The organism is Leucobacter sp. L43 (assembly GCF_016597785.1).
Classification (GTDB): domain Bacteria; phylum Actinomycetota; class Actinomycetes; order Actinomycetales; family Microbacteriaceae; genus Leucobacter; species Leucobacter alluvii.
This window is the reverse complement of sequence record NZ_JAENJG010000001.1, coordinates 39,088-63,857: the sequence shown is the minus strand read 5'-3', so window position 1 is coordinate 63,857 and position 24,770 is coordinate 39,088. Positions and strand designations below refer to the sequence as shown.

Sequence of the window (24,770 nt, the reverse complement as noted above, 5' to 3'; positions counted from 1 at the left end):
GCTCCCGCCGCGCGCACCAGATCCACCCGTCATCCGTCGAAGACTCCGCGATCGTCGAACCGGAGCCTGAGCGCCTCTGGCCGCGCTCGACCGGGGGCGCGGCCCCGCGTGCGGGACGCGGACCCGGCCGCGTCTGAGACCAGCGCACCGCGCAATCGCCTCGCGACCTCCGCACCGTGGCCGTAATCGAAGCGGACGATCGCGCGGACGAGTCCCTGCGGGGTCTTCGCGATGCCGCCGGGGGGAAGCGGAGTCGGGCCGAGATGATCGACGCCCGGCAACGACTCGAGCTGCTGCAGCGCGCGCTGGACCTCCTCGGGCCCGCCGCTCACGCTGGCCACGCGCACGGCAGGGGGGTAGCGGAGGGCATGCCGATCGCGCAGCTCCCCGTGCAACCATTCATCCGCGCGTCCGGTGACGAATGCGCGCACCACCGGCCCGCCGCCCGAGGCCATCAGGCAGACGCCGTCTGGGGCGGTGAGCGCAGCCGCGTTCTCCCACCAGCGCAGGCAGTCCTCACCCGCACGCAGCGTCTCGATGCTGAGCAGGCGCTCGGCGTCGAGCAGCACGACGGCGCGATATCCCCCCGCCGCCAGCGGCTCGGCCCCGCGGGTGGCGACCACGATAGCCGGGCGAGCGTCCACGCGCTCGCGGGGATGCTCGCCGTCGCTGAGCAGGACTCTGGCGCCCTCGAACTGGCGCTCGAACTGCTCGACGGTGCGCCCCGACCCCATGCCCCGCTCCACGAGTCGTCTGCCGTCGCAGGTGCGGCAGTGCCAGTCGCTCGCGTACTCGCCGCACCACCGGCATGAGGCGCGCCCGATCACCCGGAAGCCGATCGGCCCGTTGCAGACACCGCAGCGCGCGAGGTCGCCGCAGTCTTCACACACCGCAACCGGGGCGTAGCCGGGCGTCGCGACCTGCACGAGTACGGGGCCGGTGCGCAGTCCCTCGCGAATCGTCCTCGCCGCGAACTCGGGAACGCGCCCCGCGAAGGCGTCGGGCGCGAGCGATGCGTCCGCGTGCACCACGCGGGCGCGCTTCGGCGGGTTGCGCTGCGCGTGCACGTACCCAAGGTCGACGAGCCGCTGCACCTCGGCACTGCGGGCGTGCGCGGCGAAGAACAGGCCGGCCGATTCCTGCTCGGCTCTGACGAGCGCGGCGTCGCGGGCATGCACGTACGGAGCGAGCGGCTCGGCGAGCACGGGGTCGCCGTCGTCCCACATGATGATGGCCCCGAGCGCGTGGGCCGGGGCGTAGACGGCGGACCGATTGCCGAGGATGACGCGGGGCTCCGGGTCGCGAGCGCGCAGGAAGCCGGCGTAGCGCTCCGCGTTCGACTGCCGGGAATCGACGCGAACGACGTCCTCGTGCCCGAGCGCTGCGAGGGCGTCGCGCAATTGGTCCAGGTCGCGGTAATCGGGCGCGATGAGGATCGCGCTGCGTCCGAGCGCGTGCACGGCGAGCGCCGTGCGGGCGAGTTGCACCGCCCAGCCGCCGACCCATTCGCCGGTGTGCAGCCGATCGGGCCCGTGCGAAGCGGTGAGTGCCAGGCGGGAGCCGCCGACCAGTTGCTCGGCGATGCCCTGCTCCGGCGTTCCCGGCTCTTCGACCTCCGGCTCTTCGACCTCAGGCTCGGCGGCGTCGGGAGTGGCCGCGTCAGCTTCCGCGGCCGCCCGCGCAGCGAGATGCTGCTTCTCGACGCGCACCTGGCGGGTAGGGATCGCGAGCCGCAGGATGTCGCCCGCTGACCCGCCGGCCCGATCGGCGACCGCTCGGGCGAGCCTCCACACCTCGGCGGAGAGCACGGGCACGAGGGTCACGATGTCGGCGATCGGCGAGAGCTCCCCACCGAAGTCGCTGCGGTCGGCGAAGCCGATCACGTACCCGAAGGTCTTCCGCTCCTTCGAGCGAAAGGGCACGCGCACGCGCTGGCCGACGCGGATGTCGTCGGCGAGCTCAGGCGGTACGGCGTAGTCGAAGAGATGGTCGAGCTGCGGGAGCGCCGAATCGAGCAGGATCTGGGCGATGGGTCGCCCCTGCGCTGATTCAGCCGTCGTGAACGCTGTCGCGGCCGGCATGCGGCTCGCCTACAGGCCCGCGGCGGCCCGCAACTCGGCGACGCGAGGAGTGGACTCCCAGGTGAACTCGGGCAGTTCGCGCCCGAAGTGGCCGTACGCGCTCGTCTGCGCATAGATCGGGCGCAGCAGCTCGAGGTCGCGGATGATCGCGAGTGGGCGCAGGTCGAAGACGTCGCGAACGGCTCGTTCGATCCGGTCGAGCGGCACCGTCTCCGTGCCGAACGTCTCGACGTACAACCCGACGGGATGCGCACGTCCGATCGCGTAGGCGACCTGCAGCTCCGCGCGCGCAGCGAGACCGGCGCGCACCACGTGCTTCGCGACCCAGCGCATCGCGTAGGCCGCGGAGCGGTCGACCTTGGACGGATCCTTGCCGCTGAAGGCACCGCCGCCGTGACGGCTGGCGCCGCCGTAGGTGTCGATGATGATCTTGCGTCCGGTGAGTCCGGCGTCGCCCATCGGACCGCCGACGACGAAGGGCCCGGCCGGGTTGATGAACAGCTCGGCCTGAGCGCTCGCGAGTTCGACGCGCTCGAGCACCGGGCGGATCACCAAACGCTCGACCGCATCTCTCAATGCCGGTTGCGTCATGTCGACGTGGTGCTGGGTCGACACGACGATCGCCTCGACACTCGCTGCCCGATCGCCGTCGTAGCCGATCGTCACCTGCGTCTTGCCGTCCGGGCGCAGCTCGGGAAGCTCCCCGCTCTTTCGCACTTCGGTGAGGCGCTCGGCCAGCCGGTGCGCGATCCAGCTCGGCAACGGATGGAGTTCCGGCGTCTCATCGGTCGCGAACCCGAACATGATTCCCTGGTCGCCGGCTCCCTGCCGGTTGAGCTCGTCGTCGGCATCATCGGAGCCGCTGCGCACCTCGAGCGAGGTGTCGACGCCACCCGCGATGTCGGGCGACTGCTGACCGATCGAAACGGAGACGCCGCACGACGACGCGTCGAACCCCATCTCGGAGCTCGTATAGCCGATCTCTCGAACCGCGTCGCGCACCAGCTGCGGGATCTCGACGTATCCGCTCGTCGACACCTCACCAGCGACGTGCACGAGCCCGGTCGTCACGAGCGTCTCCACCGCTACGCGAGCGCCGGGATCCTGCGCGAGCATCGCGTCGAGAATCGTGTCGGAGATGCGATCGCAGATCTTGTCGGGGTGCCCCTCGGTGACTGATTCTGACGTGAACTGGCGCAACGACACGGTACTCCTCAAGATGACGGGCGGATGCGGGGAGGAAACCCCGGCCGGAAACGCCAGTGGCGCCGGACCCTGTTCAGGGTATCCGACGCCACCGACACTGCTGCGAATGCAGCTGAAGATTACGCTTCTTCGAGCTCGTCGGACGCAGCGGCCTCTTCGGCGCGACGCGTCATCGTGAGCTTGCCCTCGACGATCTCGTGCAGCGCGATCGAAAGCGGCTTGTCGTCCACCGACGAGTCGACCAGCGGGCCGACGTTGTCGAACAGATTGCCGTCGTGCAGATCCGTGTAGTAATCGTTGATCTGCCGCGCACGCTGCGAGGCGAAGACCACCAAGGCGTACTTCGAATCGACCTTCTCGAGCAGATCGTCGATGGGCGGGTCGATGATGCCGTTGGGATTGGCCATGTACACACTCCTCTAGTTGACCGTCCTATCCTACCTGAGGAATGCCGACTCCGCTGGTCGGACGACTGGATCGCCCCGACTCCACGGGTCGACTACCCGATGAGCGAGCGGACGAGGACATGGCCGCGCGGCGTGGACACGCGAATCCACGTCAGTGATCGGGAGACATCCGCGGTGTCAGCACCCGTCAAGAAACCCATCGCCTCGGCAGCGAAGGCCGCGGCCGCCGGGATGCCGGGGGCGACCTCCAGCCCCCAGACCGAAGCGCGCACACGGTGAACGACGGCCTCGCCCGGGTCTGCCGGGAGCGAGGCCGCCACGCGGCCGATCCCCTCCTCCGCGACCGCACTCAGCGACGCAGCATCCAGCACGCCGGCGGCGGTCCACCCGGCGGCGGGCGGCAGCACACCGGCCCATGCCGCCATCGGACTCGACACGGGGATCTCCAGCTCGCGTCCCGCGAATCCCATCCGGGCGATCCGGTCGAGCAGAGCCCGGCCGGGCACGGTGACGTCGACCGGCGTCCCCGGCGCGTCGCTCAGCGCGAACGCGCGCATGACGAGCACGACGGGCACGGTATCGGTGATGCCGCGCGGCGCTTGCGTGCATCCGTAGACCGCCAGCGCCGCACCGCGGGAGGTCATGCGCACATCGGGCTGCCCCGCGCGCAGCAGGCGTTCCAGGAATATCCGCAGGTCGTCGCGTGTGGCGGCGTCGGAAAGCTGCATCGTCTCGGGCATACGGCCAGAGTCTAGTGGGCTGCCACGGGACGCGGAGCGGGCCGGGGCCCCGCCGCGCATAGACTGGTTTCAACGTTTCCCGCGTGCTGACAACGGAGGATCAATGACCGCGACGCAAGGGCTCATGGACATGCTGACCGTGCTCGACTCCGGAGCGCGCACGCGAGAGGACATCCTCACGGGCCCTCCGCTCCCCACGCCGCACGGCCGTTCGTTCGGCGGCCAGGTGCTCGGCCAGGCGATCGCGGCCGCTGGCCGAACAGTGCCGAACGACCGCGAGATCCACTCCATGCACGGGTACTTCCTCAGGCCCGGCGACGCCGACGCGCGCATGACGTTCGAGGTGGATCGCCTCCACGACGGACGCTCGTTCTCGACGCGTCGGGTGCAGGCGTACCAGCACGGTGAGGCTCGGATGTCGATGATCGCGTCCTTCCAAACCGAAGACCCCGGGCTGGAGCATCAGGAGCAGATCGATCTCAGCGGGCTCCCCGACCCGGAATCGCTCCCGACCGTGTGGGAGAAGTACGGCCACCTCTCCGGCAACGGCCGCGCATCCTGGGTGCTCGATCGCCCCTTCGACTTCCGATACGTGGAGTCCGACATCATCCTCGAGGTCGCTGAACGCACCTCCAGGCAACGCGTGTGGATGCGCAGCCGTGAGCCGTTCGAGGCGTCTCCGCTCCTCAACGCCGCCGCACTCGCATTCGGCAGCGACTACCTGCTGCTCGAACCGGTGGCGCGACGGCACGGTCTCCCCTGGGCCACTCCCGGGATGCGCGCCGCGAGTCTCGATCACGCGATGTGGTTCCACCGGCCGTTCCGGGTCGACGAATGGTTGCTCTACGAGCTCGACGCCCCCACCTCCCAGGGCGGCCGAGGCCTGGCCAACGGCCGCTTCTTCGATCGCGACGGCGTGCACGTCGCCTCGGTCGCGCAGGAGAGCATGATGCGCCTCCCGAGCCAGCGCTGACCGGCGGGGAACGGAGCCGCATTCAGGGGCGGCGCAGCTCCAGCGGCGCGTCCATCCACGCCGCCACCGAAGCGCGCCCGGCGTCCGAGAGCCGGATCGGCCGCAGCGTCTCGCCGTCGACGATCACAATGTGAGAGACCGCCCGGGCGACGACCGAACGCCCGCTCGCCGCGCCGTCGACGATCTCGTAGTGCACCTCGAGGCTCGAGCCGCCGAGCTTTCCGATCCAGAGCTCCACGAGGATCGGCCGATCCGAGTATTCGAGCACGCGAAGATACTCGATCTGCTGACTCGCGACCAGCATCTTCGGTCCGGACGGGTCGTCACTGCGGAAGTGCCGCTCCATGCCGGTCCGTTCGCGGCCGGAGCCGAGCCAGAACGTGCGCACGCGTGCTTCCTCGAGAAAGCGCGCGAAGGCCACATTGTTCACGTGCCCGTACGCATCCTGATCGCCCCAGCGCAGCTCCATGTCGATGTGGGCGCGTGCCATTGCGAATCCTCTCGTCTCGCCAGAACCGCGTGATCGGCACGGGGCGCGCCTCAGTGCGCGAGGCGCGCCCCGTCCCCGACTAGTCGCGCGTGAGTTTGCGGTAGGTGACGCGAGAGGGCTTCGCAGCATCCGCTCCCAGGCGCTCGACCTTGTTGGCCTCGTACGCTTCGAAGTTCCCCTCGTACCAGTACCAGTTCGCCGGCTGATCCTCAGTGCCCTCGTACGCGAGGATATGCGTCGCGATGCGATCCAAGAACCAGCGGTCGTGCGTGATGACCACGGCGCAGCCGGGGAATTCGAGCAGAGCGTTCTCGAGACTCGAGAGCGTCTCGACGTCCAAGTCGTTGGTCGGCTCGTCGAGCAGCAGCAGGTTGCCGCCCTGTTTCAGCGTGAGTGCGAGGTTGAGGCGGTTGCGTTCGCCGCCCGACAGCACGCCGGCCGGCTTCTGCTGATCCGGCCCTTTGAAGCCGAAGGTCGAGACGTAGGCTCGCGAGGGGATCTCGACGTTGCCCACCTTCATGTAGTCGAGCCCGTCGGAGACGACCTCCCAGACGGTCTTCTTCGGGTCGATGCCGCCGCGCGACTGGTCGACGTAGCTCAACTTGACCGTGTCGCCGATCTTCAGCTCCCCGCCGTCGAGCGGTTCGATGCCCACGATGGTCTTGAAGAGCGTGGTCTTGCCGACGCCGTTGGGGCCGATGATGCCGACGATGCCGTTGCGCGGAAGCGAGAACGAGAGACCATCGATCAGCGTGCGGCCGTCGAACCCCTTGTTCAGATCCTTGGCCTCCAGCACGATGCTGCCGAGACGCGGGCCCGCCGGGATCTGGATCTCCTCGAAATCGAGCTTGCGCGTGCGCTCCGCCTCAGTCGCCATCTCCTCGTAGCGCGCCAGACGCGCCTTCGACTTCGCCTGCCGACCCTTGGCGTTCGTGCGCACCCACTCGAGCTCCTCTTTGAGGCGCTTCTGCAGCTTCTGATCCTTCTTGCCCTGGACCTCGAGGCGAGTGGCCTTCTGCTCGAGGTACATCGAGTAGTTGCCCTCGTAGGCGTAGAGGCGGCCGCGGTCGACCTCGCAGATCCACGTCGCGACATGATCGAGGAAGTAGCGATCGTGGGTCACGGCCATGACCGCACCGGGGTACTTCGCAAGGTGCTGCTCGAGCCAGAGCACGCTCTCCGCGTCGAGGTGGTTCGTCGGCTCGTCGAGGAGCAGCAGATCGGGCTTCTCGAGCAGGAGCTTGCAGAGCGCGACACGGCGCTTCTCGCCGCCCGAGAGGTGCGAGACGATGGCGTCCTGCGGCGGGCAGCGCAAGGCGTCCATCGCCTGTTCGAGCTGGTTGTCGAGGTCCCAGCCGTCGACGGCGTCGATGGCCTCCTGCAGTTCGCCCATCTCGGGGAGCAGCTTGTCGTAGTCCGCGTCGGGATCGGCCATCTCGAGCGAGATCTCGTTGAAGCGGTCGAGCTTTCCCTTGATCTCGGAGACGCCCTGCTGCACGTTCGCGAGCACCGTCGCGTTCTCATCGAGCTCCGGCTCCTGCATCAGGATGCCCACGGAATACCCCGGGGTCAGCAGCGCCTCGCCGTTCGACGGGGTGTCGAGACCGGCCATGATCTTCAGGATCGTCGACTTGCCGGCGCCATTCGGCCCGACCACACCGATCTTCGCGCCCGGAAGGAACGCCATCGTGACGTCGTCGAGAATCACCTTGTCGCCGTGCGCCTTGCGCGCGCGAACCATTTGGTAAATGTACTCAGCCATATACACACTCGGGCGCAGAGGCGCCCCGAACTCCCTTATTGGAATGATGGGTTGCGGATCGCCACCACTCTACCGCCAGGAGCGCCGCTTAGCCGATCGGCGCCGTTTGCCCGATCAAGCAGATGTCGCCGGCGGGGCCGACCGCCGGTTCGTTCTTCGCGACGAAGCTGCGATCCGCAGCGATGACCTGCCCGATGAGGCAATCCGACCCGATGCGCACCGAGACGAAGATATTGTCCGCCGGAAGGCTGGTCTTGCTCTGATCGAAGCTCACCTGCATCGCGGTGCGATCGAACCCGGCGTCTGCGACGGCCTGCACGATCGGAGCGCCCTGCACCGGCTCCTCCCCCGAGCTGAAGGTACGCAGCACCTCCGTGAAGTACGGCAGGTTGTCTTCCGCGCTGCCTTCCGGGAAGAACTCGGGCGGCGTCTCGGGAGCAGCCGTTTCGGTGCGCTCGGGCGTTTCCGGTTGCGGACCTTCGAGCAGCGCGCAACCGGACAGCAATGCAGCGCTGAGACCGAGCGCGATGGATGCGAGAACAGCGGAACGGCGACGGGGCGTCAGAGCAGCAGGCACCCGCCCAGTGTACGCAACGACATCGCGCCGATACTGGCGATTCCCCGGAAGCGGCGGGCAGCGCGGGTGCCCCAGTGGCCACCGACCTTCGCTCACAACTCGCGCTTCGACGCGAAACGAAGAAGCGTTCCACAGAAGCTCATGGGCGTCCCGGTCCGTGTGCTCTCAGGTCCCAGGCTGGAGGCGAACGGGCGGATCGGACTCCGCACGGCACGGTCCGCCCGTTCACTCGTCTGCATCGCCGTTCAGGCCTCACCGAAGGAGCGCACCATGTCCACCACTGTCACCGTCGTCGGGACGATCGCCACCGACCCTCGCACCACCACCTCGCCGGGTCGAGCATCGTTCTGCTCGTTCCGTCTCGCCAGCACCGACCGCAGATTCGACCGCGAGCGGAACAGCTGGGTCGACGGCGAGACCAACTGGTTCTCCGTCAACGCGTTCCGCAGTCTCGCCGAGCACGCCGGGGCGTCGTTCGCGAAAGGGGAACGGGTGATCGTGCACGGGCGGCTGCGCATCCGGAGTTGGGAGTCGGACGAGAAGTCCGGCACGTCGGTGGAGATCGAAGCGGAAGCGATCGGACACGACCTGCGCTGGGGTGTGACGGCGTTCACCAGGCAGACGGTTTCGGAATCCGACTCGGCGATGAGCCAGCACTCGTTCGCGGAGTCGACGGATGATGCGCCTCCGCCCCAGGGGTGGCCCGAGGAGACGGCAGATGCCCAGACGAGAGAAAGCCTCGACACCCACGACGGTGCCGAGACTCCCTCAGCGGATGGCGGCCTGCTGCCCGCCGCCGCCTAACGCAAGTACTGCGAGAACGAGGCTCGCACCTTGTTCACCTTGGGCACCGCTACGGCCAGGCAGTACCCCTGGGTCGGGTTCTTCGCGAAGAAGTCCTGATGGTACTCCTCCGCGGGGAAGACCTCGCCGAGCGGCTCGATCGTCGTCACGACGTCTCCTGGCCAGAGGTCGCCCGCGCGCGCTCGGGCGACCTCGAACGCCTCGCGCTGCTCGTCATCGGCTGGGAACATCGCCGAGCGGTACTGGGTTCCCACATCGTTGCCCTGCCGGTTGAGCTGCGTCGGGTCGTGCATCGTGAAGAACGCATCGAGGATGACTTCCGACGGAATCGTCTCCGGATCGAAGGTCACCGCCACCGCCTCGGCATGGCCTGTGGTCCCCGTGCAGACCTGCTCGTAATTCGGCTGCGCTGTATCGCCTCCGGTGTAGCAGGAGACGACCTCCGTCACTCCGTTGAGTGCGCGGTAGGCCGCGTCCAGGCACCAGAAGCATCCCCCTGCGAGCACGTATGTCGTCGTCATGATTCTCCTCCTGCCGATACCCACCAGTCGTCGCCGGGGGCGACGGGAAGCCGTCGCTTATGCTCGGTCGACCGGTATCGGCGCTCGAGATTCTCAACAGCCGCAGGAGCCACACTGTTCCCGGTCAGGTAGTCATCGATCTCCCGGTAGGTCACCCCGAGACTCGATTCGTCTGACTGGCCCGGCTCATCATCGAGAAGGTCTGCTGTCGGAGTCTTCTTCCACAGCCGCTCGGGCGCGCCGAGTTCGCGCAGCATCGCGGCACCCTGGCTCTTCGTGAGGCCCCCGAGAGGCACCACGTCGGCCGCGCCGTCTCCGAATTTCGTGTAGAAACCGGTCACCGCCTCCGCAGCGTGGTCCGTTCCGATGACGAGCAAGCCCCGATCCCCCGCGATGGCGTACTGGGCCGTCATGCGCATCCGCGCTTTCACGTTCCCGCGGTTGAAGTCGGTGATCGACAGCCCGGCCGCCGCGACCGCATCGGCCAGCGCGGTGGTCGCCGGGGCGATATCCACCGTCAGCGATTCGTCGGGCTCGATGAACGACAGTGCGAGCTGCGCATCGTCCTCGTCGTGCTGCACCCCGTGCGGCAAGCGGACGGCCACGAAGGTCGCGTCCCTCCCCTCGGCGCGGAGCCGCTCCACCGCGAGCTGGGCCAGCCGGCCGGCGAGCGAGGAGTCCTGCCCGCCGGAGATTCCGAGCACATACCCGCGAACGCCCGGCACCGAGCGCGCGTACGCCACGAGAAATTCGATTCGACGCTCGACTTCCTCGGCAGGAACGACATCGGCACTGACATCGAGGGCACGGATGATCTGCTGCTGCGTCTCACTCATACGCCCACCCTACTCCGCGACCGTTGCAGAAGGGTTACAAGAGTCGCCTCCGAATCAGACGAGATCCTCGACCGGCAAGAGACACCGCGGCCCGAGCAATCCCTTCAGTTCGCCGAAGAGATCAGCGGTGATGCGCACCTGTTGCGGCAGCTCGAACACCCGGATCGCGGTGGACGTCATCAGGTTGATGCGCACCTCGCTCTCCCCGCGATGACGCAGCAGCGTGTCCTTCAGCTCGTCCATGAGTTTCTCCGTCGCGCGAGCGTCGGAGAAGGTCAGCGTCAGCGTCGAGGCATCCTCCTGCGCTGAGACGTCGATGGGCTTCACGCCGTACGCGTGCATCGACATCCCGTCGTCGCGCGCATTCAACTTGCCTCGAAGCGCCACAACGCTGTCGGGCTGCAGCATGCTGCCGAACTCCTGGTACGACTTGCCCATGAAGAGCGCCTGCACTTCACCGGTGAAATCCTCGATCGTGACCATCCCGTAGAGGTTGCCCGATTTCGCCGTGCGATGCTGCACGCTCGTGAGGAGACCCGCGACCGTGACGATCTCGCCGTCGAAGCTGGGGCTGGCGTCCGGGTTGGTGATCTGCTGCACAGTCGCGCTGGCCTCCTTCGCCAGCGCCGCATCGAGTCCGCGCAGCGGATGATCGGACACGTAGAGTCCCAGCATCTCGCGCTCGAACGAGAGCTTGTCCTTCTTCGTCCACTCGGGTCGGTCGGGGACCTGCGACACGGTCTCGGAGGAATCACCCTGCGCCTCCGCCGCTTCGGCGAAGAGACTGTCGAAGTCGAACCCGACGTTCCCGTTCTCCGCGTCGCGCTTCTCCTTCACCGCGCTTTCGATCGCCGGCTCGTGAATCTCGACGAGAGCCCGCCGAGTTCCTCCCAGCCCGTCGAACGCCCCCGCCTTGATCAGCGACTCCGTGGTGCGCTTGTTGAGCGCCGTGAGCGACACCTTCTTGAGGTAATCGTGGAAGGACTCGAAGCGCCCCTTCGACTCCCGAGCCTCGCGCACCGCGTCGACCACGTGCGTGCCGACGTTGCGGATGGCCCCGAGACCGAACCTGATGTCGGATCCCACCGCGGAGAAGTTCGCGAACGACTCGTTGACCGCCGGGGGCAGCACCTTGATGCCCATGCGCCGACACTCGTTCAGGTAGATCGCGAGCTTGTCCTTGGAATCCCCCACGCTCGTCAGCAGCGCCGCCATGTACTCAGCCGGGTAGTGCGCTTTCAGGTACGCGGTCCAGTAGCTCACGACCCCGTACGCGGCGGAGTGCGCCTTATTGAACGCGTAGTCCGAGAACGGGAGCAGGATGTCCCAGAGCGATTTGATCGCCGCATCGGAGTAGCCGCGGTCTTTCATCCCGCCGGAGAAGCCGGCGTACTGCTTGTCGAGCTCGGACTTCTTCTTCTTGCCCATGGCGCGGCGCAGAATGTCGGCCTGGCCGAGCGAGAACCCTGCGACGCGCTGGGCGATCGACATCACCTGCTCCTGGTAGATGATGAGCCCGTAGGTGGTGGAGAGGATCTCCTGGAGCGGCTCTTCCAGCTCCGGGTGAATGGGGGTGATCGGCTGCAAGCCGTTCTTGCGCAGCGCGTAGTTGGTGTGCGAATCCGCGCCCATCGGGCCGGGGCGGTACAGCGCGAGCACTGCCGAGATGTCTTCGAAGTTGTCGGGCTTCATGAGCCGCAGAAGTCCGCGCATGGGGCCGCCGTCGAGCTGGAAGACGCCGAGCGTGTCGCCGCGCGCGAGCAACTCGTAAGAGTCGGAGTCGTCGAGTTCGAGCCGCTCGAGGTCGAGCTCTTCGCCCCGGTTCAACCGAATGTTCTCGAGCGCGTCGGAGATGATCGTCAGGTTGCGCAGGCCCAGGAAGTCCATCTTGATGAGGCCGAGGCCCTCGCACGTCGGATAGTCGAACTGCGTGACGATCTGACCGTCCTGCTCGCGCTTCTGCAGCGGGATGATATCGATGAGCGGATCGCTCGACATGATGACGCCCGCGGCGTGCACACCCCACTGGCGCTTCAAGCCCTCGAGACCGAGTGCCGTGTCGTACACGGTCTTCGCGTCGGGATCCTCCTGCAGCACGGCACGGAATTCCGCGGCCTCCTTGTACCGGGGATGCTTGTCATCGGTGATGCCCGACAGCGGAATGTCCTTCGCCATCACCGCAGGCGGCATCGCCTTCGTGAGCTTCTCCCCCATGCCGAACGGGAAACCGAGAACGCGCGACGCGTCTTTCAGCGCCTGCTTCGACTTGATGGTGCCGTAGGTGACGATCTGCGCGACGCGCTCATCGCCGTACTTCTCCGTCACGTACCTGATCACCTCACCGCGACGGCGATCATCGAAGTCGACGTCGAAGTCGGGCATGGAGACGCGGTCTGGGTTGAGGAACCGCTCGAAGATGAGGCCGTGCTGGAGCGGGTCGAGGTCGGTGATGCGCATCGCGTAGGCGACCATCGATCCGGCGCCGGAGCCTCGTCCCGGCCCGACGCGAATGCCATTGTCCTTGGACCAGTTGATGAAGTCTGCGACGACGAGGAAGTAGCCGGGAAAGCCCATCTGCGTGATGACGCCGATCTCGTACTCGGCCTGCTTGCGCACCGCGTCGGGGATGCCCGATGGGTACCGGTACTGGAGCCCGGCCTCCACCTCTTTCACGAACCAGCTGTCCTCGGTTTCACCCTCGGGCACCGGGTACCGCGGCATGTAGTTGGCCGACGTGTTGAACTCGACGTTGCACCGCTCAGCGATCAGCAGGGTGTTGTCGCACGCTTCGGGGAAATCCCGGAAGATGTGGCGCATCTCTGCGGCGGTCTTCAGGTAGTAGCCGGACCCGTTGAACTGGAAGCGATTGGGGTCGTCCAAGCGGGACCCGGACTGCACGCACAGCAGCGCGGAATGCGCCTCCGCATCCGCTTCGTGCACGTAGTGCAGATCGTTCGTCGCGACCAGCGGAATCGACAGGTCGCGAGCGATCTTCACGAGGTCGGTCTGCACCCGGCGCTCGATCTCGAGACCATGATCCATCAGCTCGCAGAAGAAGTTCTCCTTGCCGAAGATGTCCTGGAACTCCGCCGCTGCCTGCCGGGCCTCCTGGTACTGCCCGAGCCGCAGGCGCGTCTGGATCTCCCCCGACGGGCAGCCCGTCGTCGTGATCAGCCCCGCGCCGTAGGTCTGCAGCAGTTCGCGGTCCATCCGGGGCTTGAAGTAGTACCCCTCGAGCGAGGCGTAGCTCGACAGGCGGAACAGATTGTGCATGCCCTGCGTCGTCTCGGAGAGCATGGTCATGTGCGTGTACGCACCCGACCCCGAGACGTCGTCGCCACCGCCGTCGCCCCAGCGCACGCGGGTCTTGTCCGAACGATGCGTGCCCGGGGTCAGGTACGCCTCGATGCCGATGATCGGGTTGAGGCCGTGGTCCTTCGCCTGCTTCCAGAAATCGAAGGCGCCGAAGGTGTTGCCGTGGTCGGTGACCGCGATCGCGGGCATGTTCTGAGCGGCTGCCGCTTCCATGAGCGGGCCGACGCGCGCTGCACCGTCGAGCATCGAATACTCGCTGTGCACATGCAGATGAACGAAACCGTCGGAATCAGACACGGATAGAGCCCCTTTCGCCGCTCATCAAGCGTACCCCTCGCACGCCGATGATTCCCCGCCGCCGGGCGCGGCACCGGCCTCCGCCAGCTCCGTCCCGTGTCGAACGCGCGGCGACGGCTTCAGGCGAGCACCCCGCGCAGACGCGGAACGGTGCGCAGGAGCATCGACGCACCGAGACTCAGCACGAAGGCGAGCACGGTGACCGCGACGACTCCGACCAGCGGGGGCGCGATCTCGGTGGTGACGCCGAACCTGCGCAGCAGCCACAAGAAGAACGGATGCACGAGGTAGATGCCGAATGACGCACCGGCGACGAGCGAGACGACCCGATCCCAGCGAGCGGAGATCCGATGCGAATCGCCCCAGGCCTTCGCAGCGGCGAACACGGCGACCGAGACGACCGCGACATTGAGCGTCGTGAAGTCGAAGAACCGCTCGTCCGTCTCGCCGGCGGCGCGGGAGACGCCGCTCGTACCGACGATGGTGACGGCGATGCCCGCGACCGCGAGACACCCCCACACCGCGAGCGCTCGACCGCGGAGCGTCGTCGTGTGCAGCAGGTACCCGAGGACGAAGTACCCCGCGTAGCCGAGCACGAGATCGAATCGCATGGAGCCGAGCACGTCGGCGAGCATCTCTCCGGCGACCGGGATTCCCGTGAGCAGCGGAAGCACGCCGGCGAAGGGGATGGCGAGCGCGACGAAGTACCAGGCGACACGGCGGTCCTCGACGACGGTGCGCAGAATCGGCGTTCCGAGGTTCAACCCGAGCAGGGCCAGCAGGAACCAGAGATGGAAGTGCCCGGTGACTGCGGCGCGCAGGAAGTCGGTCGCGTCGCCGTCGCCGCCGGGACCGTATACGCCGAGGGCGGCGTACGCTGTCGACCACACCGCATAGGCGATGAGCAGTCGGGGAATGCGTCGCCTGAAGAGCGAACGGCGCGATACCCGTTTCTCCGGATCGAGGAACAGCGCCCCCGAGATCATGAAGAAGATCGGCACGGAGAAGCGCAGTGCGCTGTTGATCCAGGTCAACTGCTCCCAGCGGGCCGAATCGGGCGGAATGGCGTGCCACTCCGTGATCGCGGCGTGGATCATGACGACCGCGATGATCGCGACGCAGCGGAGCACGTCGAAGTACTCGATGCGGTTCGAGGCCGAGCGCGTCGAAGGCGCACCGTTCCCCGTTTGCCGTCTCATGCCCACCCACGATAACAAAGCCGGCTCGGCCGGGGTCGCAGGAATCGATCGGGGGAATGCTGCGCCGCGCACGGAGCGCCCGGCCGACAGGTTCCTCGACGGCGAGCGGGAGTAGGGTGAACCAGAGACGCGGCGCGATCGTCCCGCGTATCCCGGCCCGTCCTGCGCACCCGAATTCGAGGAGAGAATGTGACCGAGACCGCGCCCACCGCGAGCGTCGTGATCCCCGTGTACAACTCGATGCCGTACCTCACCGGAACGCTCGACTCCCTCCTGGCGCAGGAACTCGAGTCGTTCGAGATCATCGCCATCGATGACGGGTCGACGGACGGCTCTGAAACCGAGCTCGACCGGTACGCTGCGGCTGACTCGCGCATCACGGTCGTGCATCAGCCCAACAGCGGGTGGCCGGGAATGCCGCGCAACCGCGGCCTCGAGCGAGCACGCGGCAGGTACGTCCTGTTCATGGACGCCGATGACACCATGTCGCCCGATGCGCTCGCGCGAATGGTCGCCCAGGCCGATGCGCACGACGCCGACATCGTCATTCCACGATTCGAGGGCACCGGCGGGCGCCACGTCCAGGCGCTGTTCGAGCGGCATCCCGAAGGGCCGATCGAGCTCGCCAGAGCCATGGAGACGCTTTCGCCCCAGAAGCTGTTCCGTCGCGAGATGCTCGAGCGGCTCGAATTGCGCTTCCCCGAGGGCCGCGTTCGCCTCGAAGACGGGATCTTCGTCACTCGCGCCTATGTCGAGGCTCGGCGCATCATGTTCTGCGGGGACTCGCCCCTGTACTTCATCGCCCTGCGCGACGACGGGCGGAACATCTCGAGCCAGAGCATCGATCCTGACAATTACGTCTCGTCGTGCCGCAGGATCGCAGAAACCCTCATCGAAGGAGTCGCCGACCCCGATGATGCGCGTGCGCTGGTGCGTCAGTTCTTCGGCAGGAAAGGTCTCCGCTTCTACGCGCCGAAACGCTGGCTCGCGATGGACGAGGGTCGGCGCGCTCACTGGGTGGCGCTGCATCGCGAGTTCTTGCGCGACCTCTTGCCGCCCTCCACGGATGCGCAGGTGACGCACCCGACGGATCGCCGCAAAGTGGAGCTGATCCGAGACGGTGACGTCGAAGGACTCGACCGACTGATCCGGGCTGCCGCGATGCTCGAGCACACCGCGCTCGTATCGGGCGTCCGTGCCTTGCCTGGTGGGATCGAGGTCACGGTCACGGTTCGGCTGGACCATGACGAGGCACCTGCAGGAGCGGCAGGATCAGGCCTCCGCGTGCGCGTCGCGGATCGCCTCTACCGCCTGGTGCGCCCGCTCGTCACCCGCCGCCTCGTGCGGGGAACGAGCCGGCTCGCCGCGCGATTCCTGCTGTGGAATCGGCCGCACGCCATGCTGCTCCTCTCCGGGCGCAAGCGTGGCCGCGCCACGGCCGTGCCCGGAAGACTGACGCCTCCCGAGCCGCGAACCGCCGAGGGGACGTACCGCGCGCGCGAGCCGCGGTACCGATTCGTGCTTCCGCATGACCTCCTGCGGCGATACCGAGGAGAACGCGTCGACGCGTGGACGGTGCTCTCCGGCCCGCATCGAGTGAGCGGCGACCGCTGCCGAGTGACCGCGCCGCCCGCGCTGGACCGTCGGGTCGACGGTATTCGCGCGTACGCGACGAATCGAGGCAACTTCAGTCTGCAGGTGCCCGGTCGGGGGTGACCCGACCTGGCTCAGCCCTCCAGCGCGTCGAGTGCGCGCTGGAGATCGGCGGGGTAAGCGCTTTCGAACTGCACGGGCTCGCCGGTTCCCGGATGCCTGAAACCGAGTCGCTTGGCGTGGAGCCACTGCCGGCTCAGCTGCAGACGGGCTGAGAGCGTCGGGTCGGCACCGTACATGCTGTCGCCGACGCACGGGTGCCGCTGCGCCGACATATGCACTCGGATCTGATGGGTGCGTCCTGTCTCGAGCCGAATCTCGAGCAGGCTCGCGTAGGGGAACGCTTCGATCGTCTCGTAGTGCGTGACCGACGGCTTCCCGTCGCGCGTCACGGCGAACTTCCACTCGTGGCCAGGATGCCGGCCGATGGGCCCCTCGATCGTGCCCGCGAACGGATCGGGGTGCCCTTGCACCACGGCGTGGTAGATCTTCTCCACTTCGCGCTCTTTGAAGGCGCGTTTCAGCTCGCTGTAGGCGCGCTCGCTCTTCGCCACCACCATCAGACCACTCGTTCCGGCGTCGAGGCGGTGCACGACACCCTGGCGCTCCGCCGGACCGGAGGTGGCGATGCGATAGCCGGCCCCCGCGAGTGCGCCGACCACCGTTGGCCCTTGCCAGCCGAGCGAGGGATGAGCCGCGACTCCCGCTGGTTTGTCGACCACCACGATGTCGTCGTCATCGTGCACGATGCCGAGGTCGGGAAGCACGACGGGAACCACTTCTGGCCCTCGCTTCTCCTCCCAGCTGACCTCGAGCCAGCCGCCGGCCGTCAGACGATCGGATTTGCCGAGTTCGCGCCCGTCGAGCTGGACGCCTCCCCCGTTTGCGATCTCCGCGGCGAAACTGCGGGAGAAGCCGAGGAGTTTCGCGAGCGCCGCATCGACGCGATCACCCGCCAGACCATCCGGAACCGGAAGGCTACGCTGCTCCATCGGTCTCCTCCGACGTCTGATCGGCCGCGGCCCGCCCGCGAAGGCGGGGACTTCCGTCGATGTTCACTCCGAGGAGCGAAATGATCACGAAGAGCACCATTCCCGACACGATCGCGATATCGGCGATGTTGTAGATCGCCTCGTTGAACCCCAGCCACATCCAGGGGGTCGATATGAAATCGATGACGTGCCCCTGCGGGAAGCCGGGCTCACGAGTCAGCCGGTCCGTGAGGTTTCCCAGTACGCCGCCGAGAAGCAGGCCGAGGAAGAGCCCCCAGGGGATCGACCGGAGTCGTCGGATCTGCCAGAGAATCACAACGACGACGATTGCCGCGAGAATCGTGAAGATCCACGTCGAGCCTGTTGCGAAGGAGAAGGCCGCGCCGGGATTTCTCACGAAGTGCCAGCGCAGGAACTCGCCGAGCACGGGCACGGTCTGCCCTTCGACGAGATGGGCAACCACCCAGTTCTTGACGAGCTGGTCGGCCGCGAACACTGCTGCCGCCACTCCGATGAGGAGCAGCGGCACCAGCGCTCGACGCCGTGACCGCGACGCGATACTCGCGATCGGCTCAGTAGCGTCGCTCACGCTCCCGGTTACTGGAGACCGTCGGGTGCGCCGGCGGGCTCGGGCGAGCCGTCGAGGCCGCGCAGCTGCGACTGGATGTACGAGCGCAGCGTCGAGCGGTACTCGCTCTCGAACTGACGAAGATCCTTGATCTTGAACTGGAGGTCGCTGCGCTCTTCACCGAGCTGGCGGAGTTCCTCGGAGCGCTGCTTCTGCGCCTCGTCGACGAGCTGCTTCGCGGTGCGCTCGGCGTCCTGGATCATCTGGTCGCGCTTGGCCTCAGCCTCGGAGATGAGCTTGTCTCGAGTGGCTTCGCCCTCGTGCACGTGCTTGTCGTGGAGCTCGAGTGCGAGCTGCAGCATCGCGCTCGACTTCACGGCATCCGGCTGCGGGACGGCGGTGTTGTCGGCGACGGCCTGGCTCGCAGCCGGCGCGGCCTGCTGCGGCGCGGGGGCCGGAGCCTCCACGACGATCGTCTGCTCTGACGCTGCACCCTCTGAGTCGGAGTCGGAGTCCTCCGTGGCGCGGGTGCCCGACTCTGCGGCTGCGAGCTTGGCGGTGAGCTCTTCGATCTGCGAGCGCAGCTCCGCCTTCTCCTGCTCGTGCTGACGGAGCTCCTCGACGATCGTGTCCAGGAAATCATCGACTTGATCGAGATCGTATCCGTCGCGGAACTTGGTGATCGTGAACTTCTGATTCACGACATCTTCGGGAGTCAAGGCCATCGTTACGTCTCTTTCGCTTCGGGACCACTGCCGTGGTCTAGAACAACGCTAGCAAATAAAGTCGGGTTCGCGCAGGTGCACCGGTCGCGGCTACCAGGCGGAGAGGATCGCGATCAGGATCAGGCAGGAGATCATCGTGAGCAACCAACCCAGATCGAGGGCGACCCGGCCGAGCCGAATCGGAGGGAATACCTTGCGGAACATACGGATCGGCGGGTCTGTCACCGTGTACACCAGCTCCACGAGCACGGCCCAGAACCCTCGCGGCCGGAATTGCCGGTTGAGCACCATGACCCAGTCGAGGATGAAGCGCGCCCAGAGCACGAATGTGAAGATCCTGAGTGCCAGCCGGAGAATAAAGGCGATCGCTGCGACGATCTCCACGCTCAGGCCGAGGGAGCTACGAAGAACGATCCGCTGTCGTTCTTCTGCGAGTGGTCGCTGCCGGTCTCGATGTGCTCGGGCGACAGCAGGAACACCTTGCTCGTCACGCGCTCGATGCGTCCGTTGAGCCCCATGGTCAGTCCGCTCGCGAAGTCGATCAGCCGCTTCGCGTCGCCGTCGGTCATGCGGGACACGTTGACGATGACGGGGATGCCGTCGCGGAAGCTCTCGGCGATCACCTGGGCGTCGGCGTAGGCCGTGGGGTGCACGGTCAGGATCTCGTTCATCGGCTGGCTCGACGGCTGACGGGTCGGTGTGACGCGGCGCAGCGGTGTGACCGCAGCGCGCTGCGCGGGGGGCCGCGCTGCCTCCGGCTTCGGTGCCGGTGCGGTCTGCGCAGCACGCGGGGCCGCCGGCTGCGCCGACTCGGTGTTCTGGGCGTCGAGGTCTTCCTCGGCGAGGCCCAGGAACACCATGGTCTTCTTCAGCGGGTTGCTCATGTTTTCTCCCAACGGTGCGGTGGTTCGAGACTATCGGGGCTCCGGGCGTTTCCCGGTGATTGCGCTTCCGATTCTGAGGTGTGTCGCGCCCGCCGCAATGGCTTCGCGATAGTCGTGCGTCATTCCTGCGGAGATGGCGGTGGCGCCCGGCGCGACCGCGCGCACGCGCTCCGAATAGCCGGCCAGTCGTTCGAACGCGGCCGGTGCCGGCTCCTCGAGCGGTGCCACCGCCATCACTCCGCGCAGGTGCAGCGCGGGTGCGCGGAGCACGTGCTCAGCGAGCCGTTCGAGCTCGGCAGGAGCGGCGCCGCCGCGAGCGGGGTCTTCCGTGAGGTTCACCTGGATGAAGACTTCGATCTCGCGCTCCATGTCGGCGATCGCATCGACGAGGCGCTCCCGGTCGATCGAGTGGATCGCATGCGCATACCTCGCTGCTTGACGGGCCTTCTTCGTCTGGAGCTGTCCGACGAAGTGCCAGCGCAGATCGAGTTCCCCGAGCTGCTCGACCTTCGCCTGAGCCTCCTGGTGTCGATTCTCGCCGACGTCCCGCACGCCCAGGTCGGCGAGTGCCGCGACCAGCTCGACCGGATGGAACTTGGTCACCACGATGAGATCGATCTCGTCCGAGCTGCGCCCGGCGTCGCGGCACGCGTCCGCAATTCCTGATTGCACCTGGTGCAGACGATCGCCCAGGCCGGGGAAGCCTCGGTCGCTGGCTTCACTCATGCGGGTTACCTCAGGAACTCGGGAATGTCGAGGTCGTCGTCGTCATCGCCGTCGAAGGCGGGATCGGAGATCTGCGCCTCCACGGGCGGATTCGAGAGCACCTCTCCGAACTGCCCCGTCGGCGGGTTCTTCGACCCGGCATCCCCTGACGCGGAGAATCCGGCGTACCCCGCGCCGGCGCCTGCAGCCGCGCCGCCGCCTGCTGCTGCGGTTGCTGGCGCTGCGACCTCATCGAGGCTTTCGACGTGACTGCCGCGACGACCCCGCTCCGAGTTGGCGACGGGAGCCGGCGTCTCATCGTCGAAGCCGGCAGCGATCACGGTCACGCGCACCTCGTCTCCGAGGGTGTCGTCGATCACCGTTCCGAAGATGATGTTCGCCTCGGGGTGCACCACATCCTGCACCAGCGTCGACGCCTCGTAGATCTCGCTCAGGGCGAGGTTCGACGAGCCTTGGATCGACAGCAGCACGCCGTGCGCGCCTTCGACGGAGGCTTCGAGCAGCGGCGAGGCCACGGCGAGCTCCGCCGCTTTGATGGCGCGATCCGCTCCGCGGGCGGAGCCGATGCCCATGAGCGCGGCACCGGCGCCCTGCATGACCGATTTCACATCGGCGAAGTCGAGGTTGATGAGACCCGGAGTCGTGATGAGGTCGGTGATGCCCGACACGCCGGCGAGGAGCACCTGGTCGGCCGCGGCGAACGCCTCGATCATGCTGATGCCGGGCTCGCTGATGTCGAGCAGACGATCGTTGGGAACCACGATGAGCGTGTCGACGGCCTCGCGCAGCGTGTGCACGCCCGAGTCGGCCTGAGCAGCTCGGCGCTTGCCCTCGAAGCTGAACGGCCGCGTGACCACGCCGATGGTGAGTGCGCCGATGGACTTCGCGATGCGAGCCACGACCGGGGCGGCCCCCGTACCCGTGCCGCCGCCCTCGCCTGCGGTGACGAAGACCATGTCGGCACCGGCGAGCGCCTCTTCGATCTCCTCGGCGTGATCCTCGGCCGCACGGCGCCCCACCTCGGGATCGGCGCCGGCGCCGAGACCGCGCGTGAGCTCTCGGCCGACGTCGAGCTTGACGTCGGCATCGCTGAGGAGCAGCGCCTGCGCATCGGTGTTGACGGCGATGAACTCGACGCCCCGCAGTCCGAGCTCGATCATCCGGTTGACTGCGTTCACGCCGCCGCCGCCGACGCCGACGACCTTGATCACCGCAAGGTAGTTCTGGTTCGCTGACACGTGGTTCCTCCGCCCCTAACCTTCAACCTTTACTCGAGGTTAAGAGTTAGTATTGCCGTATACATTTCCTGCGCACCACCGTATGGGCCAGGAGCATGCGGCAACGCCTGACACGCCGCGAGCCCCTCGAAAGAAACCGCTCGCGCTACTCGAAGACGGGCGCTTCGGTCGCTGAGACATCGATTCGCGTCACCGGCTGCCCGGCGAGAGAGGCGAGCATCGCCTGCAGCACCACCGCCTTGCGTCGGCTCTCGTCGGCATCCCCCCAGAGCACCGTGATGCCGCTCGCGAGCGTGAACGTCACATCCTGAGCGCTCGAGGCGCTGGCGCTCGTGATCTGCGCACGCAGATCCGCAGGCATGTCGCGGAGCGCGCGCGACGCCGACCGGAAGGCCGCGGAGCCCCGGTCCGTGAGCGCTCCTGCGCCTACCGGCACGCCCGCGGGTGCAGCATCCGCAGCCCCGAGCAGCACCCCGGCGGCGTCGTAGAGCTCGACGCCATCGGCCCCTGCGACCGAGATCACGGGCACTCGCTCTTCGATCCGCACGACCAGCGTGTGCGGCGGCACCCGCTCCACTGCGTAGCGCTGGATCAGGGGGAAGGGTTCGAGGGCGCGATGCACCTCGGCATCGTCGATCAGCGCGAGAGGCCGCCCCTCGAACCGCTCGAGTGCGCTGTGCACATCCGCGGCGTTCACGCTCTCCGCGCCGGTCACCTCGACGGTCTTCACCGCCATCAGAGGCGTGAAGACTCCGGCACCGACGAACAGGGCGAGCGCGCCGACGGCTGCGAACGCGATGATCCAGTGGCGCCTCCGACCGCGGGCCTCCGCCGAGAAGCGTCGCCGCTCGCGTCGAGCCTGCCGCTTCCGCAGGCGCGCCGCAGCTGCCACCCGGCGCTCCGCCTCGCGCACCGGGTCCGGTTCGCTTCCGCGAAACCGATCGAGACCGGAGCGAGCACGGGTGTCCAGTGATCCGAGATCGACCGTCGGGTGCTCGTCGGAGAGACGAACGGCTCGCGCACCGTCGATCGCCCCGGAAGCACGCCCCTGGAGATCTTCCTCCGCCCGGGTGGCGGAGTCCGGAGCCTCCTGCTCAGGAGGCGCGTGTCTCGAAGCGCGCACATCGCTCAGATCGATGGTCGGCGAGACTCCGGTTTCAGGGACGTGAGCGCGCGCGGGCACCCGGCTCAGCCGAGGCCCGAGTCGCCCCGCAGCTTCTGAGACCTCGGCCGGAGGCCGCCCGGCGGGCGGCTCCGGCTCCGGACGCGGTTGATCGGGCGTCCGATCGAAACCGCCGGGGCGCTTCACCGGGCCTCGAGCTCGAACCGGTCGCGCAGCGCCTCAACCACTTGAGGAATGATGCGGTACACCGTGCCGCAGCTCATCGTCACCATGACGTCGCCCGGACGGGCGATGCGCGCGAGGTAGTCCGCGGCATCCTGCCACTCCGGCAGGTACGCCACGCGATCCGCGTCCGCGAAGTCATCGGAGACGAGTGCGCCCGTGACCTCCGGGACCGGGTCCTCGCGCGCTCCGTCGACGGCGAGCACCACCGTGTGGTCGGCCCCGCGCTCGAGCACCTCGGCGAACTCCCGATGGAACATGCGCGTGCGGCTGAAGAGGTGGGGCTGGTGGATCGCGATGAGGCGACCCTCGCCGACGACCGCGCGGGCGGAGTCGAGCAGCGCCGCGACCTCCGTGGGGTGGTGGGCGTAGTCGTCGTACACGCGCACGCCCTGCACCTCGGCATGGAACTCGAAGCGGCGCTTCGTGCCGCCGAACGCGGCGATCGCCTCGAGCGCGGCGCCCGGCTCGAACCCCAGGCCGGTGAGCACGGCGAGCGCGCCAACCGCGTTGACGGCGTTGTGCTTGCCGTACACGGCGAGCTGCGCCTCGTAGCGGTGCGCATCGATTTCCACCGCGAACCGAACGGGGCCCGAATCATCGATCTCGACGATGCGAACGTCGGCGCCGGGGGTCTCGCCGAACGTGCGGACCGGCGCGTGCCCGCCCTGGTGCTGCAGCGTGGCGAGCACTTCGCGCGCCCCCGGGTCGTCGGCGGAGATGACGATCTGCTCGCGCGCGCCGCGCATGAAATTGACGAAGGCCTGCATGAAGGCCTCCCGCGATCCGTAGAAGTCGAGATGCTCCGGATCGACGTTGGTGACGAGCGCGACGGCGGTGTCGTAGAGCAGGAAGGACTTATCGGATTCATCCGCCTCGATCACGAAGAGATCATCGCCGCCAGTGCCGGAACTCACGCCGAGCGCTTCGATCACGCCGCCGTTCACGAACGACGGATCCGCACCCGCGCCGAGCAGGCCGGTCACGATCATGCCGGTCGACGTCGTCTTGCCGTGCGCACCGGCGACCGCGACGACGCGTGCGCTCCTCGCGAGCCAGGCCAGCGCCTGGGACCGGTGCAGCACCGGGAGCCCCTGGGCGAGGGCGCGCTGGTACTCCGGATTGTCCGTCCAGAGCGCCCCGGTGACCACGAGCGTGTCGGCATCGCCGACGTTGTCCGCATCATGACCGATGGAGACCGGGATGCCGAGCTCGACCAGAGCCTCCGTCGAGTAGTTGGCGCTTCGATCAGAGCCGGTGACCGTGACACCGGCTTGGTGCATCATGCGAGCGATACCGCTCATGCCCGAACCGCCGATACCGACGAAATGGACCTGCCCGAGGTCTTCGGGGATCTCCAGTTCGAGATCGGGATAGATCATGGCGCCTCCTCAGCACGAATCGACAGTCAAGCGTACCGCGATGCGAGGC

Annotated in this window: 23 protein-coding genes; 3 read left to right on the top strand and 20 right to left on the bottom strand. The window is 67.5% G+C overall.

Features of this window, described 5'->3' with window-relative positions; all coding sequences use genetic code 11:
• Positions 1 to 29: 29 nt before the first annotated feature.
• The 4 genes from JE033_RS00275 to JE033_RS00260 form a co-directional block, all read right to left on the bottom strand.
• Positions 30 to 2,081, bottom strand: a complete 2,052-nt coding sequence (locus JE033_RS00275) for a hypothetical protein (protein WP_200328693.1) — start codon at positions 2,079 to 2,081, stop codon at positions 30 to 32.
• 9 nt (positions 2,082 to 2,090) lie between these two features.
• On the bottom strand, positions 2,091 to 3,287 hold the full coding sequence (gene metK, locus JE033_RS00270) for a methionine adenosyltransferase (RefSeq protein WP_200328691.1): 1,197 nt from the start codon (positions 3,285 to 3,287) through the stop codon (positions 2,091 to 2,093).
• A gap of 119 nt (positions 3,288 to 3,406) precedes the next feature.
• A complete protein-coding gene (rpoZ, locus tag JE033_RS00265) occupies positions 3,407 to 3,694 on the bottom strand; it encodes a DNA-directed RNA polymerase subunit omega (RefSeq protein ID WP_090149311.1) in 288 nt (95 codons plus the stop codon).
• 92 nt (positions 3,695 to 3,786) lie between these two features.
• On the bottom strand, positions 3,787 to 4,434 hold the full coding sequence (locus JE033_RS00260) for a hypothetical protein (RefSeq protein ID WP_090149315.1): 648 nt from the start codon (positions 4,432 to 4,434) through the stop codon (positions 3,787 to 3,789).
• A gap of 103 nt (positions 4,435 to 4,537) precedes the next feature.
• Here JE033_RS00260 and JE033_RS00255 point away from each other — a divergent pair, with 103 nt between their 5' ends.
• Positions 4,538 to 5,407: an acyl-CoA thioesterase II gene (locus JE033_RS00255; RefSeq protein ID WP_090149318.1), complete on the top strand. Its 870-nt coding sequence runs from the start codon at positions 4,538 to 4,540 to the stop codon at positions 5,405 to 5,407.
• A 22-nt stretch (positions 5,408 to 5,429) separates the two neighbouring features.
• Here the strand turns inward: JE033_RS00255 and JE033_RS00250 are convergent, their stop codons facing one another.
• The 3 genes from JE033_RS00250 to JE033_RS00240 all read right to left on the bottom strand — a co-directional run bounded on the left by JE033_RS00250 (position 5,430) and on the right by JE033_RS00240 (position 8,236).
• Positions 5,430 to 5,897: a thioesterase family protein gene (locus JE033_RS00250; protein ID WP_200328689.1), complete on the bottom strand. Its 468-nt coding sequence runs from the start codon at positions 5,895 to 5,897 to the stop codon at positions 5,430 to 5,432.
• Positions 5,898 to 5,976: 79 nt separating this feature from the next.
• A complete protein-coding gene (gene ettA / locus JE033_RS00245; RefSeq protein ID WP_090149327.1) occupies positions 5,977 to 7,659 on the bottom strand; it encodes an energy-dependent translational throttle protein EttA in 1,683 nt (560 codons plus the stop codon).
• An 88-nt stretch (positions 7,660 to 7,747) separates the two neighbouring features.
• Positions 7,748 to 8,236: a hypothetical protein gene (locus JE033_RS00240; RefSeq protein WP_336662108.1), complete on the bottom strand. Its 489-nt coding sequence runs from the start codon at positions 8,234 to 8,236 to the stop codon at positions 7,748 to 7,750.
• Between the two features lie 270 nt (positions 8,237 to 8,506).
• Between JE033_RS00240 and ssb the strand changes: the two genes are divergently transcribed.
• Complete coding sequence (ssb, locus tag JE033_RS00235; protein WP_200328687.1) at positions 8,507 to 9,040, top strand: single-stranded DNA-binding protein; 534 nt, start codon at positions 8,507 to 8,509, stop codon at positions 9,038 to 9,040.
• Here ssb and msrA read toward each other — a convergent pair.
• The 4 genes from msrA to JE033_RS00215 form a co-directional block, all read right to left on the bottom strand.
• Positions 9,037 to 9,561: a peptide-methionine (S)-S-oxide reductase MsrA gene (gene msrA / locus JE033_RS00230; protein ID WP_200328685.1), complete on the bottom strand. Its 525-nt coding sequence runs from the start codon at positions 9,559 to 9,561 to the stop codon at positions 9,037 to 9,039. The two genes, ssb and msrA, sit on opposite strands and share 4 nt — an antisense overlap.
• Entirely contained in the window at positions 9,558 to 10,397 is an 840-nt protein-coding gene (nadE, locus tag JE033_RS00225) for an ammonia-dependent NAD(+) synthetase (RefSeq protein ID WP_090149333.1), read from the bottom strand. Before nadE ends, msrA begins: the two co-directional genes overlap by 4 nt.
• Before the next feature lie 54 nt (positions 10,398 to 10,451).
• A complete protein-coding gene (dnaE, locus tag JE033_RS00220) occupies positions 10,452 to 13,958 on the bottom strand; it encodes a DNA polymerase III subunit alpha (protein WP_234037145.1) in 3,507 nt (1,168 codons plus the stop codon).
• Between the two features lie 170 nt (positions 13,959 to 14,128).
• Positions 14,129 to 15,208 (bottom strand): acyltransferase, encoded by a 1,080-nt coding sequence (locus tag JE033_RS00215; protein ID WP_200328683.1) that lies wholly within the window; start codon positions 15,206 to 15,208, stop codon positions 14,129 to 14,131.
• Positions 15,209 to 15,397: 189 nt separating this feature from the next.
• Between JE033_RS00215 and JE033_RS00210 the strand changes: the two genes are divergently transcribed.
• Positions 15,398 to 16,924 (top strand): glycosyltransferase family 2 protein, encoded by a 1,527-nt coding sequence (locus JE033_RS00210; RefSeq protein ID WP_200328681.1) that lies wholly within the window; start codon positions 15,398 to 15,400, stop codon positions 16,922 to 16,924.
• 11 nt (positions 16,925 to 16,935) lie between these two features.
• On the opposite strand, the gene JE033_RS00205 is transcribed toward JE033_RS00210, so the two are convergent.
• From JE033_RS00205 to murC, 9 genes are all read right to left on the bottom strand, one after another.
• Positions 16,936 to 17,853, bottom strand: coding sequence for an RluA family pseudouridine synthase (locus tag JE033_RS00205; protein WP_090149345.1), 918 nt, complete (start codon positions 17,851 to 17,853; stop codon positions 16,936 to 16,938).
• Entirely contained in the window at positions 17,840 to 18,442 is a 603-nt protein-coding gene (gene lspA, locus JE033_RS00200) for a signal peptidase II (protein ID WP_336662115.1), read from the bottom strand. The genes JE033_RS00205 and lspA overlap by 14 nt, the downstream gene beginning before the upstream one ends.
• Before the next feature lie 8 nt (positions 18,443 to 18,450).
• Positions 18,451 to 19,146 carry a DivIVA domain-containing protein gene (locus JE033_RS00195; RefSeq protein WP_090149351.1) on the bottom strand — a complete coding sequence of 232 codons (696 nt, stop codon included), beginning with the start codon at positions 19,144 to 19,146 and terminating at the stop codon, positions 18,451 to 18,453.
• A 90-nt stretch (positions 19,147 to 19,236) separates the two neighbouring features.
• Positions 19,237 to 19,530: a YggT family protein gene (locus JE033_RS00190; RefSeq protein ID WP_200328679.1), complete on the bottom strand. Its 294-nt coding sequence runs from the start codon at positions 19,528 to 19,530 to the stop codon at positions 19,237 to 19,239.
• Positions 19,531 to 19,532: 2 nt separating this feature from the next.
• Positions 19,533 to 20,030, bottom strand: a complete 498-nt coding sequence (locus JE033_RS00185; protein ID WP_090149362.1) for a cell division protein SepF — start codon at positions 20,028 to 20,030, stop codon at positions 19,533 to 19,535.
• 30 nt (positions 20,031 to 20,060) lie between these two features.
• Positions 20,061 to 20,756 (bottom strand): YggS family pyridoxal phosphate-dependent enzyme, encoded by a 696-nt coding sequence (locus JE033_RS00180; RefSeq protein ID WP_200328677.1) that lies wholly within the window; start codon positions 20,754 to 20,756, stop codon positions 20,061 to 20,063.
• Between the two features lie 5 nt (positions 20,757 to 20,761).
• The gene (ftsZ, locus tag JE033_RS00175) at positions 20,762 to 21,994 is read right to left on the bottom strand and encodes a cell division protein FtsZ (protein ID WP_200328675.1); all 1,233 of its coding nucleotides are present in this window, start codon (positions 21,992 to 21,994) and stop codon (positions 20,762 to 20,764) included.
• A 145-nt stretch (positions 21,995 to 22,139) separates the two neighbouring features.
• Positions 22,140 to 23,177 (bottom strand): FtsQ-type POTRA domain-containing protein, encoded by a 1,038-nt coding sequence (locus JE033_RS14850; protein WP_200328673.1) that lies wholly within the window; start codon positions 23,175 to 23,177, stop codon positions 22,140 to 22,142.
• A 122-nt stretch (positions 23,178 to 23,299) separates the two neighbouring features.
• On the bottom strand, positions 23,300 to 24,721 hold the full coding sequence (gene murC, locus JE033_RS00165; RefSeq protein WP_200328670.1) for a UDP-N-acetylmuramate--L-alanine ligase: 1,422 nt from the start codon (positions 24,719 to 24,721) through the stop codon (positions 23,300 to 23,302).
• Between the last annotated feature and the right edge of the window lie 49 nt (positions 24,722 to 24,770).